The sequence below is a fragment of the Acinetobacter sp. YH12140 genome (assembly GCF_013418475.1).
GTDB classification, from domain to species: Bacteria; Pseudomonadota; Gammaproteobacteria; order Pseudomonadales; family Moraxellaceae; genus Acinetobacter; species Acinetobacter amyesii.
Genome location: NZ_VPBZ01000005.1, coordinates 327,668 through 345,461, shown reverse-complemented (window position 1 = coordinate 345,461; position 17,794 = coordinate 327,668). Strand labels below are relative to the sequence as shown.

19 protein-coding genes and 1 pseudogene are annotated in these 17,794 nt (G+C 35.9%); 13 read left to right on the top strand and 7 right to left on the bottom strand.

Annotated features, from left to right (window positions below; genetic code table 11):
* Positions 1-12 precede the first annotated feature (12 nt).
* Both clpA and FTU75_RS08730 read left to right on the top strand, forming a co-directional pair.
* Positions 13-2,289 carry an ATP-dependent Clp protease ATP-binding subunit ClpA gene (gene clpA / locus FTU75_RS08735; RefSeq protein ID WP_180005564.1) on the top strand — a complete coding sequence of 759 codons (2,277 nt, stop codon included), beginning with the start codon at positions 13-15 and terminating at the stop codon, positions 2,287-2,289.
* A 77-nt stretch (positions 2,290-2,366) separates the two neighbouring features.
* Positions 2,367-2,720 (top strand): YnfA family protein, encoded by a 354-nt coding sequence (locus tag FTU75_RS08730; RefSeq protein WP_111883867.1) that lies wholly within the window; start codon positions 2,367-2,369, stop codon positions 2,718-2,720.
* 47 nt (positions 2,721-2,767) lie between these two features.
* On the opposite strand, the gene FTU75_RS08725 is transcribed toward FTU75_RS08730, so the two are convergent.
* The 3 genes from FTU75_RS08725 to FTU75_RS08715 all read right to left on the bottom strand — a co-directional run bounded on the left by FTU75_RS08725 (position 2,768) and on the right by FTU75_RS08715 (position 5,021).
* The gene (locus FTU75_RS08725; protein ID WP_180115733.1) at positions 2,768-3,244 is read right to left on the bottom strand and encodes a hypothetical protein; all 477 of its coding nucleotides are present in this window, start codon (positions 3,242-3,244) and stop codon (positions 2,768-2,770) included.
* A gap of 90 nt (positions 3,245-3,334) precedes the next feature.
* Positions 3,335-4,255 carry an ornithine carbamoyltransferase gene (gene argF / locus FTU75_RS08720; RefSeq protein WP_078193464.1) on the bottom strand — a complete coding sequence of 307 codons (921 nt, stop codon included), beginning with the start codon at positions 4,253-4,255 and terminating at the stop codon, positions 3,335-3,337.
* Positions 4,256-4,367: 112 nt separating this feature from the next.
* Positions 4,368-5,021, bottom strand: coding sequence for a TetR/AcrR family transcriptional regulator (locus FTU75_RS08715; RefSeq protein WP_078188637.1), 654 nt, complete (start codon positions 5,019-5,021; stop codon positions 4,368-4,370).
* A gap of 239 nt (positions 5,022-5,260) precedes the next feature.
* Between FTU75_RS08715 and prpB the strand changes: the two genes are divergently transcribed.
* Positions 5,261-6,145 (top strand): methylisocitrate lyase, encoded by an 885-nt coding sequence (prpB, locus tag FTU75_RS08710; protein ID WP_180034832.1) that lies wholly within the window; start codon positions 5,261-5,263, stop codon positions 6,143-6,145.
* 2 nt (positions 6,146-6,147) lie between these two features.
* Entirely contained in the window at positions 6,148-7,284 is a 1,137-nt protein-coding gene (gene prpC / locus FTU75_RS08705) for a 2-methylcitrate synthase (protein ID WP_111883699.1), read from the top strand.
* Positions 7,285-7,349: 65 nt separating this feature from the next.
* Here the strand turns inward: prpC and FTU75_RS08700 are convergent, their stop codons facing one another.
* Positions 7,350-7,967: an aminotransferase gene (locus tag FTU75_RS08700; protein ID WP_180115732.1), complete on the bottom strand. Its 618-nt coding sequence runs from the start codon at positions 7,965-7,967 to the stop codon at positions 7,350-7,352.
* A gap of 78 nt (positions 7,968-8,045) precedes the next feature.
* Entirely contained in the window at positions 8,046-8,522 is a 477-nt protein-coding gene (locus FTU75_RS08695; protein WP_168379808.1) for a CinA family protein, read from the bottom strand.
* 236 nt (positions 8,523-8,758) lie between these two features.
* Here FTU75_RS08695 and FTU75_RS08690 point away from each other — a divergent pair, with 236 nt between their 5' ends.
* From FTU75_RS08690 to FTU75_RS08655, 8 genes and pseudogenes are all read left to right on the top strand, one after another.
* Positions 8,759-8,989 carry a hypothetical protein gene (locus tag FTU75_RS08690; protein WP_078190858.1) on the top strand — a complete coding sequence of 77 codons (231 nt, stop codon included), beginning with the start codon at positions 8,759-8,761 and terminating at the stop codon, positions 8,987-8,989.
* Positions 8,990-10,181: 1,192 nt separating this feature from the next.
* Positions 10,182-10,391 carry a cold-shock protein gene (locus FTU75_RS08685; RefSeq protein ID WP_111883693.1) on the top strand — a complete coding sequence of 70 codons (210 nt, stop codon included), beginning with the start codon at positions 10,182-10,184 and terminating at the stop codon, positions 10,389-10,391.
* A gap of 932 nt (positions 10,392-11,323) precedes the next feature.
* On the top strand, positions 11,324-11,545 hold the full coding sequence (locus FTU75_RS08680; RefSeq protein WP_067766975.1) for a transposase: 222 nt from the start codon (positions 11,324-11,326) through the stop codon (positions 11,543-11,545).
* Between the two features lie 123 nt (positions 11,546-11,668).
* Complete coding sequence (locus FTU75_RS08675) at positions 11,669-11,884, top strand: cold-shock protein (RefSeq protein WP_180023751.1); 216 nt, start codon at positions 11,669-11,671, stop codon at positions 11,882-11,884.
* Positions 11,885-11,887: 3 nt separating this feature from the next.
* Positions 11,888-12,100 carry a hypothetical protein gene (locus FTU75_RS08670; protein ID WP_180115731.1) on the top strand — a complete coding sequence of 71 codons (213 nt, stop codon included), beginning with the start codon at positions 11,888-11,890 and terminating at the stop codon, positions 12,098-12,100.
* 54 nt (positions 12,101-12,154) lie between these two features.
* Positions 12,155-12,528 (top strand): annotated as a pseudogene (locus FTU75_RS08665) (hypothetical protein); the annotation flags it as partial.
* Between the two features lie 142 nt (positions 12,529-12,670).
* Complete coding sequence (locus FTU75_RS08660; RefSeq protein ID WP_078193453.1) at positions 12,671-12,940, top strand: hypothetical protein; 270 nt, start codon at positions 12,671-12,673, stop codon at positions 12,938-12,940.
* A gap of 367 nt (positions 12,941-13,307) precedes the next feature.
* Positions 13,308-13,517, top strand: coding sequence for a cold-shock protein (locus FTU75_RS08655; RefSeq protein ID WP_180115730.1), 210 nt, complete (start codon positions 13,308-13,310; stop codon positions 13,515-13,517).
* Between the two features lie 770 nt (positions 13,518-14,287).
* On the opposite strand, the gene FTU75_RS08650 is transcribed toward FTU75_RS08655, so the two are convergent.
* Together FTU75_RS08650 and FTU75_RS08645 are read right to left on the bottom strand one after the other, a co-directional pair.
* Positions 14,288-14,521, bottom strand: a complete 234-nt coding sequence (locus FTU75_RS08650; protein WP_078193451.1) for a DUF2171 domain-containing protein — start codon at positions 14,519-14,521, stop codon at positions 14,288-14,290.
* A 175-nt stretch (positions 14,522-14,696) separates the two neighbouring features.
* On the bottom strand, positions 14,697-15,221 hold the full coding sequence (locus FTU75_RS08645) for a lipocalin family protein (protein WP_306669983.1): 525 nt from the start codon (positions 15,219-15,221) through the stop codon (positions 14,697-14,699).
* A gap of 585 nt (positions 15,222-15,806) precedes the next feature.
* Here FTU75_RS08645 and FTU75_RS08640 point away from each other — a divergent pair.
* Entirely contained in the window at positions 15,807-17,777 is a 1,971-nt protein-coding gene (locus FTU75_RS08640; RefSeq protein WP_180036224.1) for a choline BCCT transporter BetT, read from the top strand.
* Positions 17,778-17,794 lie beyond the last annotated feature (17 nt).

The window sequence follows — 17,794 nt, the reverse complement described above, 5'->3', positions numbered from 1 at the left end:
TAAGGGGATTACATGCTCAGTCGTCAATTAGAAGTATCACTACGTTTGGCTGTCAGCATGGCTCGTCAAAAGAGACATGAATTTTTGACGGTAGAACATTTATTATTGGCTTTACTGGATAATGATTCCGCTGTTAATGCATTGAAAGCATGTGGCGCAGACATTATTGTGCTTCGCAAAGAACTTGAAGAATACGTAGAACAACATACCCCTAAGCTTGGCGAAAATAGCGATCAAGCGCCACATCCTACAGAAAGTTTTGATCGTATTTTGCAGCGTGCAATTTTCCATGTGCAATCGAGTGGTAATGACCGCACTGTAGAAGGTGCAGACATTTTAGTTGCGATGTATTCAGAGCGTGATTCATTTGCGGTGTATTTACTTAAACGCCATCAAATCAACCGTTTGACATTAACGCAGTATTTGTCACATGGCACACGTAAAGATGAAGTCCAAGCCGAAGAAGAAATTGAAGAGCTCGATGGTGAAAATACTACGTCTTCAAATTCTGGCCCATTAGAGCTTTATACGACCAATCTCAATGTTGAAGCTCAAAAAGGCAAAACAGATCCACTGATTGGTCGTGAAAAAGAGATTGAACGTACAGCTCAAATTCTATGCCGACGCCGTAAAAATAACCCTCTTTTGGTGGGTGATCCGGGTGTAGGTAAAACTTCGATTGCTGAAGGTTTGGCTTGGCTCATTGTAAATGGCAAAGCTCCTAAACCGCTTGAAAATGCAGAAGTATTTAGTTTAGACATTGGTGCTTTAGTTGCAGGAACTAAATACCGTGGTGATTTTGAAAAGCGTTTAAAACAACTGTTAAATGCATTGAAGAAAAAGCCCGAAGCTATTTTATTTATTGATGAAATTCATATGATCATCGGTGCAGGCTCAAGTATGGGCAGCACGATGGATGCATCAAACCTCATCAAACCAGCTTTGGCGAATGGTACTTTACGTTGTATCGGTTCAACGACTTTCCAAGAATACCGTCAAGTTTTTGAAAAAGATCATGCATTATCTCGTCGTTTCCAAAAAATTGATGTCAATGAACCATCTATTTCAGAAACGATTGATATTCTGCGTGGCTTAAAAGGCAAATTTGAAGAATTCCATCATGTGAAATACGAAGATCAAGCGTTGGTTTCTGCGGTAGAACTATCTGCGAAATTTATCAATGATCGTTTCTTGCCTGATAAAGCCATTGATGTGATTGATGAAGCTGGTGCGCAGCGTCGTTTAAAAGCTGAGCAAGATGATACGGTCATTTCAGTTGAAAACATTGAAGATATCGTTTCGAAAATTGCGCGTATTCCACCGAAAACTGTGTCTAAAGATGACAAGAGCGTCCTTGAAAATCTTGAGCGTGATCTGAAACGTGTGGTGTTCGGTCAGGATGAAGCGATTGAAGCGCTTGCATCTGCGATTAAATTATCTCGTGCAGGTCTAAAAGCACCAGATAAGCCAGTGGGTAATTTTGTCTTTGCTGGTCCTACAGGTGTGGGTAAAACTGAAGTCACTAAGCAATTGGCGAAATTGTTAGGCGTTGAACTTGTACGTTTCGATATGTCGGAATACATGGAACGTCATGCCGTATCTCGTTTAATTGGTGCGCCTCCGGGTTATGTAGGTTTTGATCAAGGTGGTTTGTTGACCGACGCGATTCATAAAAATCCGCATTGCGTACTTTTACTAGACGAAATTGAGAAAGCACATCCAGATGTCTTTAATTTGTTACTTCAAATTATGGATCATGGTTCATTAACGGACAACAATGGTCGTAAGTCTGACTTCCGTAACGTCGTGTTAGTGCTGACTACCAATATTGGTGCAGAATCAATTTCACGTGTGAGCATTGGTTTCATGGATCAAGATAACAGTAATGATAACCAAGACGCGATGAAAAAAGCCTTCTCTCCGGAGTTCCGTAACCGCTTAGATGGTGTTATTCAATTTAAAGCATTGCCAACAACTGTCATTGAAAGTGTGGTTGATAAGTTTTTAACAGAGCTTCAGGCACAGTTAGATGACAAAAAAGTGGTTCTTGAGGTTGACCAAGATGCACGCGAATGGATGGCAGAGCAAGGATACGATCGCTTGATGGGCGCTCGTCCAATGCAGCGTTTAATTCAAGAGCATTTGAAGAAACCGCTTGCTGAAATGATTTTGTTTGGCGAGCTTGCGGAACATGGTGGTAATGTTGGTGTTTCAGTGAAGAAAGAAAATGGCAAAGCTGTGGGCTTAAAACTCGAAGTGTTTGAAGACCAAACCGCTGAACCTGCTTAAGTAATTTAATTAACGAAAAACCCGTGCTTGCACGGGTTTTTTATATTTATTCGACGCTAGATTTGGGTTTCTCAATGATGGACATACCATTAACAAAAGTGCTGACCACATTTGGTTTATTTGCACTGACAGCACTGATGGAAATTTTAGGCTGTTACTTCCCATATTTGATTTTAAATCAGCAAAAATCGCAGTGGTTATGGATTCCAACAGCGCTTGCATTGGCTGCATTTGTTTGGTTATTGACGTTGCATCCAGCAGCTTCGGGTCGTATCTATGCAGCCTATGGCGGAATCTACATTTTCTCTGCATTGCTGTGGTTGCGTTTTGTCGATCACGTAGTTCTAACACGTTGGGATATGCTAGGTGGCGTCATTGTGTTGGTGGGCGCAGCTGTGATTGTATTACAGCCTCAAGGTTTAATTCGTTAAGTTAAACAATGCAAAAGTTAAACCAAGAGCTGTAAGAAATTAGATATTTATTTAAATTTGCACTCTGTATTTTTAATGATAATTTCGTATTGATTGCTACCCGAGCTTAGATCCATTTCAATTTTATATGGATTAACACGTTGAAATTGATGCTCGAATAGTAATTCACAGTTTTGGAGTGAATTATGCTTGATGAGTTGCTTCACCTTATGTTCACCGACTGATTGTTCAAATTGCGCAAAATCAGGGGTGGTGATAATACCATCAATTTCAATCTTATCTGCTGAAACTTCCATTTTTTCCATCAACATATTCTGATCAACTTGATAGGGAAGAGTGCGTGAATCTTCATCACTAATGGCAGCGAGTATTTCGTTTAAACCTGTTTTATTTTTAATTTTAAAATTGCTATCTAAAATCTGATTTTTCACCAAGTATTGATCTAATTCACTTGGTTCACCAGCAAAGCTAAAAGTAGATAAGCTCAATCCAAGAGCCAATAAGCAAATATTTTTTAAACGCATAATCTTAATCACTTATAAAAGTTATGGTTTTATTAAAGCATGCAAAAACAAAAAAAGCACCCGAAGGTGCTTTTTTATCTAAGTAAAACCTTAGTCTTTTTTAAGATTTTCGTTAATTAAAAATTCTACAAGTGCTTTTTGTGCATGTAAGCGATTTTCAGCTTCATCCCAAACCACAGCATTTTTGTGGTCAAGCATATTTTCAGAAATTTCTTCGCCACGATGCGCAGGTAAGCAGTGCATAAATAGGCAGTCAGCGTGAGCAAGATCCATCAGGCGTTCATTCACTTGATAATCAGCAAACGCTTTTTCACGAATTTTTTGCTCTTCTTCTTGGCCCATACTTGCCCAAACATCTGTAACGATTAAATCTGCATTAACTGCAGCATCTTCGGCAGAATCAACAAGTTCCACACAGTGTGCAAATTCAGATAGAAATTCTGCTTTAGGTTCATAGCCCTTAGGTGCAGCGATTTTTAATTTAAAGCCCCACATATGAGCAGCTTCAATATATGAGTTACACATATTGTTGCCATCACCAATCCAAGCAACCGTTTTACCTTCAATAGAACCACGGTGTTCAACGAATGTTTGAACATCGGCAAGTAATTGGCAAGGGTGGTGATCATCTGTTAATGCATTGATGACAGGAACTTTTGAATAAGAAGCAAAACGTTCAACAATGTCATGACCAAAAGTACGAATCATCACAATATCAAGCATGCTTGAAATCACGCGTGCAGAATCTTCTACTGGCTCGCCACGGCCTAATTGAGAGTCGCGAGATGAAAGGAAAATTGCACTACCACCAAATTGGCTCATTCCTGCTTCAAACGATACACGTGTACGGGTGCTCGATTTCTCAAAAATCATGCCCATGACTTTACCAACGAAAGGTTGGAAAACTTCATTGTTATGCTGTTTGCGCTTGAGTTCGATACCGCGCTGTACAATTTGATTAAGTTCTAAAGTCGATAAATCGCGTAAAGTTAGAAAGTGACGTAGAGCCATTGTTACTCCACAATAATTGCTGAATCAAAAAACAAAACAACAATTAGTTGTTGGTTGGTTAGAGAAAAAGGAATCGATTAATATACTATAAGAGAGGTAAAATGCAAAAAATCTAGCGCTTTTGGTGACCGTCTAGGAAACGATCGACGCAATAACTGATGTAATTGATGGTTTCTTGATCATTTTCATCAATGGTGATGCCCATGAGAACGCGCCATTCTAAATTTCGCAAAATTCCAAAATAAAATTGAGCCGAAAACAACGGGTTTTCACAATACAGCAAACCGTGTTGATGCGCTTGATTTAAAATTTCTGCAACGGTGTTCTGAATTTGTTTTGGGCCTTGCTCATGAATATAACGTGCTATTTCAGGATTACGTCCTGTTTGTTCTAAGACTAACCGCATAAATGCCGCATTTTCAGGCATCACGATATGCTGATGAAAGTCACTTAAAGTATTGATGAGATAAGCACGAATATCGGTGTCAGGGCTGACTGTAAATGGTAGGCAAATATCTTTGAAAAATAAGCAGCGACGATAGTCACAAATGGCCTTAAATAATCCGTCTTTATTACCAAAATATTTATAGATTGACGCTTTTGAACCACCCGCATGATTCACGATGTCATCTAATGAAACTGCATCAAACCCACGTTTTAAAAAAAGCTCCGTAGCACTTTCTAAAAGCGCAACACATCGTTCATGTCCGCGCCGCGTTTGTGGCTGGTCATGCGTTAAAGGTTCAATGTGTATTAAATCTTGCATAAAGTGATAATATTTAACAAAAAAAGGGCTGATTTGACGATAATTATAGCAAACAATTCAGTACTTTTCTGCTTTGCTCATAAATAAGAGATCTTTGACTAAAGAATAACAACAGATAGGTGACAAGTGAAATATTTGACTAAAGTTTTAGAGTTAATATTCTACAAAGCCATAGAGTTGGAAAAAAATATGGATATACTCAAACTTCGAAAATTAAAGTAAATGCCGTGGAAAGGAATATGACACAACAAACGTCTGCAGGCTTAAGATTTAGACAAGCATTGGAAATCGAAAAACCATTACAAATCATTGGCACAGTAAATGCCTATGCAGCAATGATGGCAAAAGAAGTTGGCTATAAAGCCATATATTTATCTGGTGCAGGTGTTGCGAACTATTCATATGGTTTACCTGACTTAGGCATGACCAGTTTAGACAATGTTTTGGAAGATGTTCGTCGTATTACTGAACGTGTAGATACGCCATTACTTGTCGATATCGATACAGGTTGGGGCGGTGCATTTAATATTGCCCGCAGTGTGAAGCAAATGATTGCAGCAGGTGCAGCAGCGGTTCATATCGAAGACCAAGTCGCACAAAAGCGTTGTGGTCACCGTCCGAACAAAGAAATCGTGTCACAACAAGAAATGGTTGACCGTATTAAAGCGGCTGTTGATGCAAAAACCGATTCAAACTTTGTGGTGATGGCGCGTACAGATGCATTACAAAAAGAAGGTTTGCAAGCAGTGATCGACCGTGCATGTGCCTGTGTAGAAGCAGGTGCAGATGCGATCTTTGCTGAAGCAATGACTGATATTACCATGTACAAAACTGTCTGCGATGCTGTTGGTGTCCCTGTACTGGCAAACATTACAGAGTTTGGTGATACCCCTTACTACACCAAAGAAGAACTAGGCGAGCAGGGTATTGCAATGGTGCTTTACCCATTATCACCAACACGTGCAATGCAAAAAGCGGCACTAGAAGTAATGCATGCGATCCGCAATGAAGGTACACAAGTCAATGTACTGGATAAAATGCAACAACGAAAAGAACTCTATCAATTCCTCGATTATCACACTTTTGAAAACACCTTAGATAAATTGTTCACTGAAGGAAAATAAAAATGGCTGAAGGAAAAGTACTCACGGGCGCAGGACTGCGCGGACAAGTAGCTGGTAAAACTGCATTGTCAACTGTAGGCAAAAGTGGTGCGGGCTTAACCTATCGTGGTTATGACGTTCAAGACTTGGCAGAAAACTGTCAGTTTGAAGAAGTCGCGTACCTGATTTTCTTTGGTGAATTACCAACAACAGAACAGCTTGCAGCATACAAAGCCAAACTCAAATCATTGCGTCAATTACCGCAGGCGTTGAAAGAGGTGTTAGAACGCATTCCTGCTGACTCGCACCCAATGGATGTGATGCGTACAGGCGTTTCAATGCTTGGAAATTTAGAAACTGAAAAATCGTTTGAAGAGCAACAAGATGTTGCAGACCGTATTTTGGCAACACTACCGGCAATCATCTGCTATTGGTACCGTTTCAGCCATGATGGCGTACGTGTAGAAGAAAACACTGATGATGATTCAATCGGCGCACAATTCCTACATTTACTGCGTGGTGAAAAACCAAATGAATTGCATGAGCAAGTGATGAACGTGTCACTGATTCTATATGCAGAGCATGAATTTAATGCCTCTACATTCACAGCGCGTGTATGTGCATCAACATTGTCTGATATGCATTCTTGTATTACAGGTGCAATTGGTTCACTTCGTGGTCCATTACATGGCGGTGCAAACGAAGCTGCAATGGAAATGATTGAAAACTGGACGTCTCCAGAAGAAGCTGAGCGTGAAATGTTGGGTAAACTTGAGCGTAAAGAAAAGATCATGGGCTTTGGTCATGCGATTTACAAAGATAACGATCCACGTAATGGCATTATTAAGAAATGGTCTGAACGCCTAGCAAAAGACGTCGGTGATACTGTACTTTATCCTGTATCAGTGCGCTGTGAAGAAGTGATGTGGCGTGAGAAGAAATTATTCTGTAATGCTGATTTCTTCCATGCATCTGCATATCATTTCATGGATATTGCAACTAAACTGTTTACGCCAATTTTCGTGATGTCGCGTGTAACAGGTTGGGCAGCACACGTGATGGAACAACGTGCGGACAATCGTATTATTCGTCCAAGTGCGGACTATACAGGTCCGGAATTACGTAAAGTTGTGCCGATTGCAGAGCGTTCTGCAGCATAATTTTAAAGTGGAATAAAAAAGCCTCTAAAGAGGCTTTTTTATTATTTGTTATTTAAGTTAATAATCTATTTGGTTAGTAAAACTGGATCTTCAACCCTATATCCTGTTTCAAATGGAATCCCTAGATATTTAACAGTCACTAAATAAAAGGGCTTTTGCATTACACGATAAGTTTTAGAGATTTTTAAACCTTCTTTATACGTCTCAGCCTTTTGTACAGCGCTTTTATACTGCGAATTTTTAACACGATATTGATAAGTCCATTTATCAATGGTTTCATTCGGGTCATACCATGATTTTGCAGTGCCATTCATGGTTGTTAATAACTGTATTCGAGCATTATTGTTATTTACTGGTGTTAATTTGACTAAACGTTTTTTTATTTTCGCGATTTCTTTATTAAACTGGGTGCTGTCTTGATCGTAATCAATCCGTTTTGTCTTTGGATTAATATACAAAGACTTCACTGTAATTAATTGCGTCGGCTTTTGGCTATTTAATTGATAATAATATAATTGTGGTAAACGACCACGACCATCTTCAAAATGACGCATTAAATAGATTTTTTGGTCTTTTTTATCAAAACCTAAAACCTCAATGGTTTGAGGGCCGCCTACCGTCGCGAAAGCAGAGCAGGACAGTAGGGTGCTAATTGCGAATGCATTGAAATGACGTAGCTGCATTTTCTTGTCCTGATAAGTAAATTCCTCAATACAGTATGCGATGCAAAATGATATTTAAATATGAAGATTATGTATGTTTTATTCTGCATTTAAGATGTCTAATACACTGTGAGCAACATTTTCAGTTAACTGATCTAAGCGTTCTAAAGCCGTACCCAAAATAAAATAATGATAATTATAAATACGACCATCATGTAAAATTGAAATATAAAATGTTCCTTCGGGTTTTTCTACGGTTGCACTGCCACCGGGTTTGAGTAATCCAGTGCAGGCCACCACGAAGTCCGCATGTAAAAATAGTTGTTGTCCTTGCTCAGCCATCGCTTGAGTCACTTCTGCGGATTCGGCCGTAAATTTTTCTATTAGTAAAGGATCTACTTTTAAAATTTCACGTTTGATCGATGGATCATAGCTCACTAGTCCACCTAATAAGATATCTGCACCACTATTCTTATAAATTGAAAATTGACTACATAAATAACCAGAGCTTGCACTCTCGATAAACGCGATGGTCATGGATTTTTGTTCTAAAGCATCGCAACACTGTTTAAGCATGTGCTTACCCCAAAGTAGAATGATGAATGATCATTAGTATTCTTAAAATTTTAGCATTGATTTCGCTCGCCTGTAATTTCACTAAAAGTCTAAGTTGGTACTGTGTGTGTTGTGGAATTCACGAAAATAGCGTGATTGTTTAGAAGCTGTACGAAAATATGAAATAAAGGTTTCTTCGGAAGGAAAACGATGTTAAAACTTAAAATAAAGAGCGTAACAAAAGTAGGTTTATTTCAATGAAAACGACTGTTAAATATGTAGTATTAAAAAGCCTAGACTATCAATTGGGCACGCCACTTTTTCAAGAAGAATTAGACGCAGATAGCCTGTATTTTGATCAAATTCCGGCTGTAATTCAGTATCAAAATCATCAATTCAAAGTGAAAAGCAAAGAGTTAAAGCGTGTTTATTTGGCGGAAGAAAATGAAGACATGCAAACCATTATTGTGAAAGTACTTGCCGTTTAATTTCGATCAATTTGTAGTATTAAAAATACAGTTCTCATTGAGTTGGGAGCTGTTTTTTTTGTATTTGACAGACTCAAATTTATATATAAATCTAGATTTAAAGGAGATATGTATTTTTAATGACCGCTTGATCGTGTCGTCTTCGCTATTCGACTAACAGCTATTTAATCCCCCAGATATTATTTAGTATAATTTATCTGTTTTTTCATGGGGGGGAAGAAATGATGGACTTATTTAAATTTCTAAAAAGCTTTAATACAACGGGCACTTATCTTTTAATTTCAACGATTTCGCTAGTTTGCTTAGTTGTGTATTTCTATTTTATTAATCCAAAATGATCTAAGTTGGTTACCAACATCTTTGGCTTTAAATAAAGATCTTAGTAAATAAAACTAAATAATTAATTTTTATATCAAAAATATTGATATAAAATTTTAGGTAAATTTAAAATAGAGCTGATGGTTTTAATTCATTTGTGTATGGGTAAAGCCAAAACGATAGCAAAGTTTTTCTATGCAAGATGTTATGGAAGAAGAAGCGCCACGTACGAAAGATTTTGGACGTAGGTTTGTTCATCTAGGAATTATATTGTGGAATAAGACTTTACCGGTAGGTTTGTGCAACAAAGCCTTTAACGATATAAAAACTTTAGTTTTTTAAATTGTAAAAAAATAACTTTTAAGACTTTTAGGTTATGTATTTTAATTAAACTTAACAATGGTTTAGCTAGATATTTAAAATGGATAAAATTAATATGTTTAATTTACATTAATTTTTTATTTTTTTTCTATTTCGCACTTTTTAAATTTATACAATTTAGTTAGATTTATAGAACAACAATTCTAAATCGAGCAATCAAAATGCCCAATCTATATGATCATCATGTTTTAAGGCAGATCTATGATTTTATAGTCGAACGGGAAGGATTCGAAAAATTAACACCCTATAACCAAGCTATGGAGTTTTTCAAAGAACTTTCTCAAGGAGATCAATCGGACGTCATACAAACGGAGCCAAATATCCTTTATGGAAAATTTGGGAGCATATCTAAAATCAATCTTAGATTAGTATCCTTATTTCGAGAAAAGGATAAGTTCTTAAAATGGGCTTATGAGCAACTAAACTAACTAAATAACTTACTAAGTATTACTAAAGAGTATGAAATAACAAACTCAAACATTAGGAATAAAAAATGACTAACAATGCCAGTGGTATAGTGAAATGGTTCAATGAAGGTAAGGGATTTGGATTTATACAATCTGATAGTAGTGAAGATTTATTTGCACACTACAGTGAAATAAACATGAGCGGCTATAAAGCACTTAAAGAAGGCCAGCGTGTACAATTTGAAATTACTCAAGGAAAAAAAGGCCGACAAGCTAGCAATATCACAGTTATGTAAGGCAACTGTGTTGGGTTGCTAACCGCAGTTAATAAACATAAAAATTTAGCCGTAAAAATTTTTTTGAGCTTTGTGCACATGGGTACAAGCTTCAAAATACTTATTACAATATTTTTCTTTAGTTTAATCGTTATTTGCTTTGTAGTTCATACGGAAAACAAGGAAATAAGGTTAAGTGAAATGAAACGATTGGTTAAATAATATTTATGTTATTAAATTTAAATAATTAATTTAATATATCAAGGGCCATTAAAATGTTACAACTTATAAAATGTATGATTAGTATACATAGTGAGATGGTTACACGAAAGTGCTTTGATGGAAATTTAATTTTTTTGTCAGAGTTGTTTAAATGTAAAGAAATAACGACTCAAAATAATTTAAAGTTTCAGAAAATCCCGCTAGGAAGTAGCGGGATTTTTTTGGTGACTATATGACAGACAAAGTACAGGCAAAACACGACTTAGAAATTTACATAAAGTATTGCAATGATTATCACACAAATATTGGATAGCTAGCAGGAAGAGAATAAAAAAATCACAAATATAAATAAAATTGAAATAAGGTTAGGTGAATATTAATATATCTGATATAGTGTGTTCGATCGAATCCGTAAGCGGAACGGTAGTGTTTGAGTTGTTAACGGAATTGCGTATTCCCTCCATTCTGATGTTCAAGCATCAAATTCAAACAGTTAACGCATAGCATGAATTCGCATCATGCCGATCAAGGGAAGCCTGCAGCTATCCGTGGGTTTTCCTTAAATCATATTTTTAAGATAATGATTTAATTTTTATATCTTTTCTTAAATTTCACAGCTACTGTAAATATCATAAGTTTAAATTTTTCTTAAGTGAACAATCTCCAAAATTAAAGTTGGTTTTATTTTTAATACTATTCTGTTTACAAAAGCTCATTATATGAGTCAATAAATGAACATATCTAACGGCTGGACTACTGCTTCAGCAACTAACGGCGATGAAATTCGTGTGAATATTATTCCGTTAAAAAAAATTCAAAGCAATTTGAATGGTAAAACCTTAGTTGAAGTTGCTAAACAAGTTGTCCTAGAGTCAGGACAAAAGCTAACTTTAAATATTGATGGTAAATCTTTTTATACTGAACTAAATAAACTATATAAATTGTATTTTTAAACATTCACTCTCAAACCTAAACAGTTTAGAGCTAAATTTTTTAATTAAATTATTTATAGATTAACTATTTATTTTCTTAATTTTTGAAGAACTCTAAATTAAATATTATTAAAGGAAATTATTATGTCAAATTTAACTACAGGCACTGTTAAGTGGTTTAACGATACTAAAGGCTTCGGTTTCATCGCGGCTGATAACGGCGAAGAAGTTTTTGCTCATTTTTCTCAAATCATTTCAGGTGGTTTCAAATCACTTGCTGAAGGTCAGCGTGTACAATTTAGCGTATCAAAAGGTCAACGTGGTTTCCAAGCGAGTGAAATCATTGGGATTGATGGATAATACATGGATACTTTACTAAACAAAGTAATGTTAGATGTGGTTGATCAACATGGCGCTGTTTATACACTTGAAGCTATGTGCGAAAAATCCTCTGATGAGCCAAATAGTTATGGTGATTGCGTCCGTTATCTAAATATAGATGATGAAATAATTAAGCCTAGCTTTGATATGCATTTCTACAGTGATAAAACTGGAAAAATATTTAAGTTATTTTAATTTTTACATGCAATTAAATTAACCTCCTCCGGGAGGTTTTTTATTGGGTGAAATATGGAGCCTGATGTATATAACGCGCTAACCAAAAAGATACGTCCCAAAAAGAAACCACGCACCAGGCCTTTACCTAAAGCCAGTGAAAAATACTGAGAAGCACTCGAGCGACTAAAATAAATATTAGACCGAATGAAAATGAAGTATGAGGAGTACTTTCATTTCAATATTACGAAGCATTGGCGTTTTTACTTTTACACCTCCTTGAACATCGCATGCTAATTGAAATAGCAACTGGTCCATGGTCTGGAGGTCGTAAAGGCAAACTTGCAACGAAGGCTTGGAATATGGATCGTTATGACCATGCTGAAGAATTGGGGTATCGATTTCACAGATTTGAACTTGCAGATATCAATATGGGGCGGGCAAAGGCCTGACTAAAAGCTTAAAAAAAACATGAGTTATCTTAAATTAGATATTTTAAAGCATATTGTTTCAGGATGTTAGATTACTTTAATTTTCTCATAATAACCGTTAGTTTGGGATTCCAACCTTAACAATTATGAGAAGAAAGTCATGAATAAAAATTTTGAATTACATGTTTTAAGCCAGATTTATGATTTTCTGATAGAGCGAACTGAACATTCACAGCAAGGTTTGCATAACAAGGTTCTGGAGTTTTTCAAAGAACTTAATTTAGGTAATGACAATGATTTTGAAATTGTTGATCCTAAAAAGATTGCGGGTAAATTTGGAGCAGTGAGTTTTATTCACTTAATCAATGTACCAAACTTTCATGATAAAGATAAATTTTTAAAATGGGCATACACGCAGTTGAATCGATAGTTTATATTAATTAGCTTTAAAGATATATTTTGAATACATATTTTGATTAAAGTGCTTTATAATTTACTGGCTCATATCAGCGCAAATGAATTGGGTGAAGCCCCACATGTATATGTGGGGCTTTTTTCATTCAATTTATGGAAAGTGTGAATGATCGAATATTACAATCTATATCTGATTATTACCTTAATATGAGAGAAATTTATCACTTTTGTGCGTAATTGCGTAATAAAACAAGAACTTGATTCACATAGATCTAACAGTTGTATCCTCATATTTAAGGATTATTGGTTATATTGAATATGCTTGTTAATTAATCAATATTTACAGCAATTTCTAAACTTATAATTACTTAAAGGAAATATGAATGTCTAATTTAACAAACGGGACAGTGAAGTGGTTCAACGGTACAAAAGGTTTTGGATTTATTGCTTCCGATACTGGTGAAGAATTATTTGCACACTATAGTGAAGTACGAATCGATGGCTATAAAATACTAGAGGAAGGTCAGCGCGTAATGTTTGAAATTACAAATGGCAAGAAAGGCAAGCAAGCCAGCAATATCCAAATTCTCTAAAAAAATATTTACTAAACATGTAATGACATGTCATGTCTTGACCCGTCAATAATTGACGGGTTTTTGTCATTAATTGCCATTAAGTTTTAATATTTAAATGCTTAATTAAAATGAAAACTTCATGATAAGAGCAATAAAAATGATCTTTACAAGACTACAAGTACTGATTGGCGGACTAATTATAAGTGTGTTGATTTCTTCTGTGTGGATTTACCATGAAAAGAAGAAACAACGACGGGAAGAAATTCAAAAAATCATCGTCGAAGCTAGAGCAGGATTAAGTCACGCTCAATAATAGGAGCTAAACTTGGAATACTTTAGACCATTCCCTCCTTCAGATCTAATTGATCAGGCCGAGGAAGAAGACGCCATACGTCTTGCAGCAGCACAAGAATTATTGGCCTGGGTGAAAGATAATTATTTAAATGTAGGGATAACTTCATAATCTAGACAATCATTAATATATGAAAAACTTTATTTAAAGAATTTCTTATTATTTATCTCATCAATGATTTTCATAAATTTACACAGTAATCGTCATGCTTTGTTAGTGTAGAGTTTTAACAAATATATAGGCCTAAAGTATGAAAACGTTAGCCATTATAAGCGTGGTACTCGTATTGGGGCTGGTAGGTTGCCAGCAAAAAGACAGCAATGAAAATGAAGAGACGACAACACCTCATACATTAGATAAAGACTAACTTCCTCCAATGATTATTACAGCAGATATGAAAAAACCCTCATTAAGAGGGTTTTTTGGGATTAGGGTTTTAAGCTTCAATCCAATTATCTTTAACTTCTTGAGAGTCTTTAGTCAGTACAATTTTATTGTCTGTAATTTCACCAACCCATGAAACTGGAATTAAGTGGTGATGACCATCACCATGCTTAGTCAGTTTAATTTGATCCGAACCTTGCAAGTGGTCTACTTCACCAACTTTAGTCCCACATGAAGCAATTACATCTGCATGGCTCTTAATATTTTCAACATTAATAGTAGTCATTAGAATATTATCCTATTTCAATGTGAGTGAGCATTCAGCCTATCGTAAATAGACGCTGATATCAGGGATTGAAATAGAAGGGATACAAAGGGCCTTATATTCTTACGTTCATGGCCAGATAAATTACATTGTATTATTTAGAAATAAGTCCCCATGATGGGGACTTATTGGATTATTACTTATGCTTAGTCTCAATCAGATCTGATAAATCAAAACCGATGGATTTTGCATAATCTAAGTATTCATCAACTGTGGCCTGGTCAGGGTTAGCAGTTCTGCTGAGTACCCAAAGATATTTTTTATTTGGTGACCCAACTAATGCAGTTTGATAGTCATCATCAATTTTTAGAACCCAATAATCACCACGGCCTACTGGCAACCAACGAATTGCTTTTGGTAAAAAGCTCACTTTAAGTTTCGAGTTGGCTGGCGCATTCTGAACATATGCTTCACCAATTGATTGGTTAAGTTTGCCGTCTGCACTATAGCAACTATTATCTACTTTCACGTTACCATTTTCATTTAAAGAATATTTAGCAGTGACGTTGTAATCACATTTGTTCTGGAAATATAGCGGCTTACGTGCAATTTCATGCCATGTACCAAGATATTTATTTAAATCTACCTTTGATACCGCTTGGACTTCCGTAGTGTTTGCATTTGCATTTGCATTTGCATTTGCATTTGCAGTTGAGAGCATTGAACCAGCTATAAGTACTGCACCACCAGCTAAAAGGAGCTTACGGGTTTTTGAATTCATGTTATAAGCCTACTTTAATTTGAAAGTGAATTAATTACTATAAATTGCTTTTAAGGTAATTTTGTTTTTTTATGTATTAAGTATTTGATCTTTAATCATTGTTTAACTTTTCAAGTTTTATTAATCCTTTTACTACCATTTTTAACAGATAAAATAATATTACTTATATAAGCCCAAAAACTAAGTGAAAAAATGCTTACATTAAGCAAAATTATAATTACTTTCTAAGAACTCACTTACTTCTAAAGCACTTCAAGAGAGTATTGAATAAGAAAATTAATTGACGAAATAAATAGTTTAGTAATGGTCTTAATTTGCTTTACTACTTAATATTGGATTATATATCTAAAAATATGATAACATGCTCAAACTCTAAACAACGGCTTTGAACGAGTCAGCTTTAAATTTTCAAACGAAAATGAAAATGCCAGCACTTTTCAATACAAGCCTGTTTCTTTCGCAAGTAGCGGATATCTCTTTGATCAATTTAGATCTGTCTTACAAATAAAACGGAATAGGGAAGGTATGTCTTCATTGAAACCGTCATGGTATTCCAATGTGAATCCAAATGTGTTTATTAGCACAGTTGTTATTATCGGCATTTTTATTGCCATTGTATTTTTAGCTCCCAATGCTTTTGATTTAATAACTAAACAACTGAATCAATGGGTTACAAACTCATTCAGTTGGTTCTATGTGCTATCTGTAGCCATTTTTCTAATAGTGCTTATTTATATTGCCTGTTCAAATATGGGTAAAATTAAACTTGGTTTAGATCATAGTCAGCCAAAATATAGTAATAGCTCCTGGTTCGCCATGCTATTTACAGCTGGTATGGGCATTGGCTTAATGTTCTTCGGTGTCGCGGAACCAGTGATGCACTATGTTTCACCTCCAACTGGTGAGCCTGAAACAATTCAATCAGCGCAGCAAGCCATGCGTGTAACATTCTTTCATTGGGGACTTCATGCTTGGGCAATTTACACAATTGTGGGCTTAGCTTTAGCTTACTTTGCATATAGACATAATCTACCTCTTAAGATTCGCTCTGCTTTATATCCTCTTATTGGAAAGAAAATTTATGGTCCAATTGGTGATGGTGTAGATACCTTTGCAACGATCGGTACAGTATTTGGTGTCGCAACGACTTTAGGTTTTGGTGTAACCCAAATTAACTCTGGCTTAAATTATTTATTCGGAATTGAATATTCAACGACGACGCAGCTTATTTTAATTGTCATTGTTACAGCTATGGCATCTTTATCTGTATTTATAGGCTTAGACAAGGGTATTAAACGATTATCAGAGATTAATCTGGGCTTAGCTTTAGTGCTGTTGCTATTTGTATTTTTTGCTAGTTCAAGCATTTTTATATTGCAAACGATTATCCAAAACACGGGGCAATACATTTCAAATTTGTTCAATATGACCTTTAATTTATATGCCTACCAGTCTGATGGTTGGATCGGTGGTTGGACCATTATGTACTGGGCATGGTGGATTTCATGGTCACCATTTGTAGGTATGTTCATTGCCCGTGTGTCTGAAGGACGTACTATTCGTGAGTTTATTGTAGGTGTTTTACTTATTCCAACAGGCTTTACGCTGATCTGGATGGGAGTCATGGGGAACGCCGCACTATATAGCATTTTAAACGAAGCGAACACCTCGCTGATTTCTGCAGTGCAACGAGATTCATCCGTTGCGTTATTTGAATATTTAGGGACCTTGCCATTCTCAGGCGTGATGAGTTTTGTGGCGACTATACTGGTTATGCTATTTTTTGTGACATCGGCAGACTCTGGGGCTTTAGTTACAGACTATCTAACTGCAAAATCTGAAAACTCTCCGACCTGGCAACGATTGTTTTGGACAACGTTAATGGCTGTACTTGCGATTGTTTTGTTGTTTGCAGGAGGTTTAGGAGCTTTGCAATCTGCAACAATGTTGAGTGCATTACCATTCACCTTCGTAATGCTTTTAATTTGCTGGGGGTTAGTCAAGGCTCTACATTTAGATGCAACCAAGATGCAAGCATTACAGGATGCACGTATTACACCTAGAGCAATTCATAATCCAAGAAGTTGGCAACAACGTTTAGGATTGATTATGCATTATCCGCATACACGTAAAGAAGTTGAAGATTATATTGAAAAAACGGTAAGTCAGGCATTTTCAAATCTACAGAAAGAGTTTAAGCGTCGTCATTTAGATGTGACAGTAAACACGATAGATGATGGCTTGCAGCTACGTGTAAACCATCAAGATGAGATTAACTTTATTTACCAAGTGGTTGTTCAAGAAAAAAATACACCAAGTTTTATGACTGATTCAGATGAAATTACGCAAGATTACCAAGCTGAAGTGTTTTTGAGGGAAGGTGGTCAAAATTATGACATCATCGAATGGACGCAAGAAGATATTTTGCAAGATGTTATTGATCAATACGAACGTCATCTACATTTTTTAAATCTAGTTAGAACCAAGAACCAATAGATAAAAAACCGCCCAGA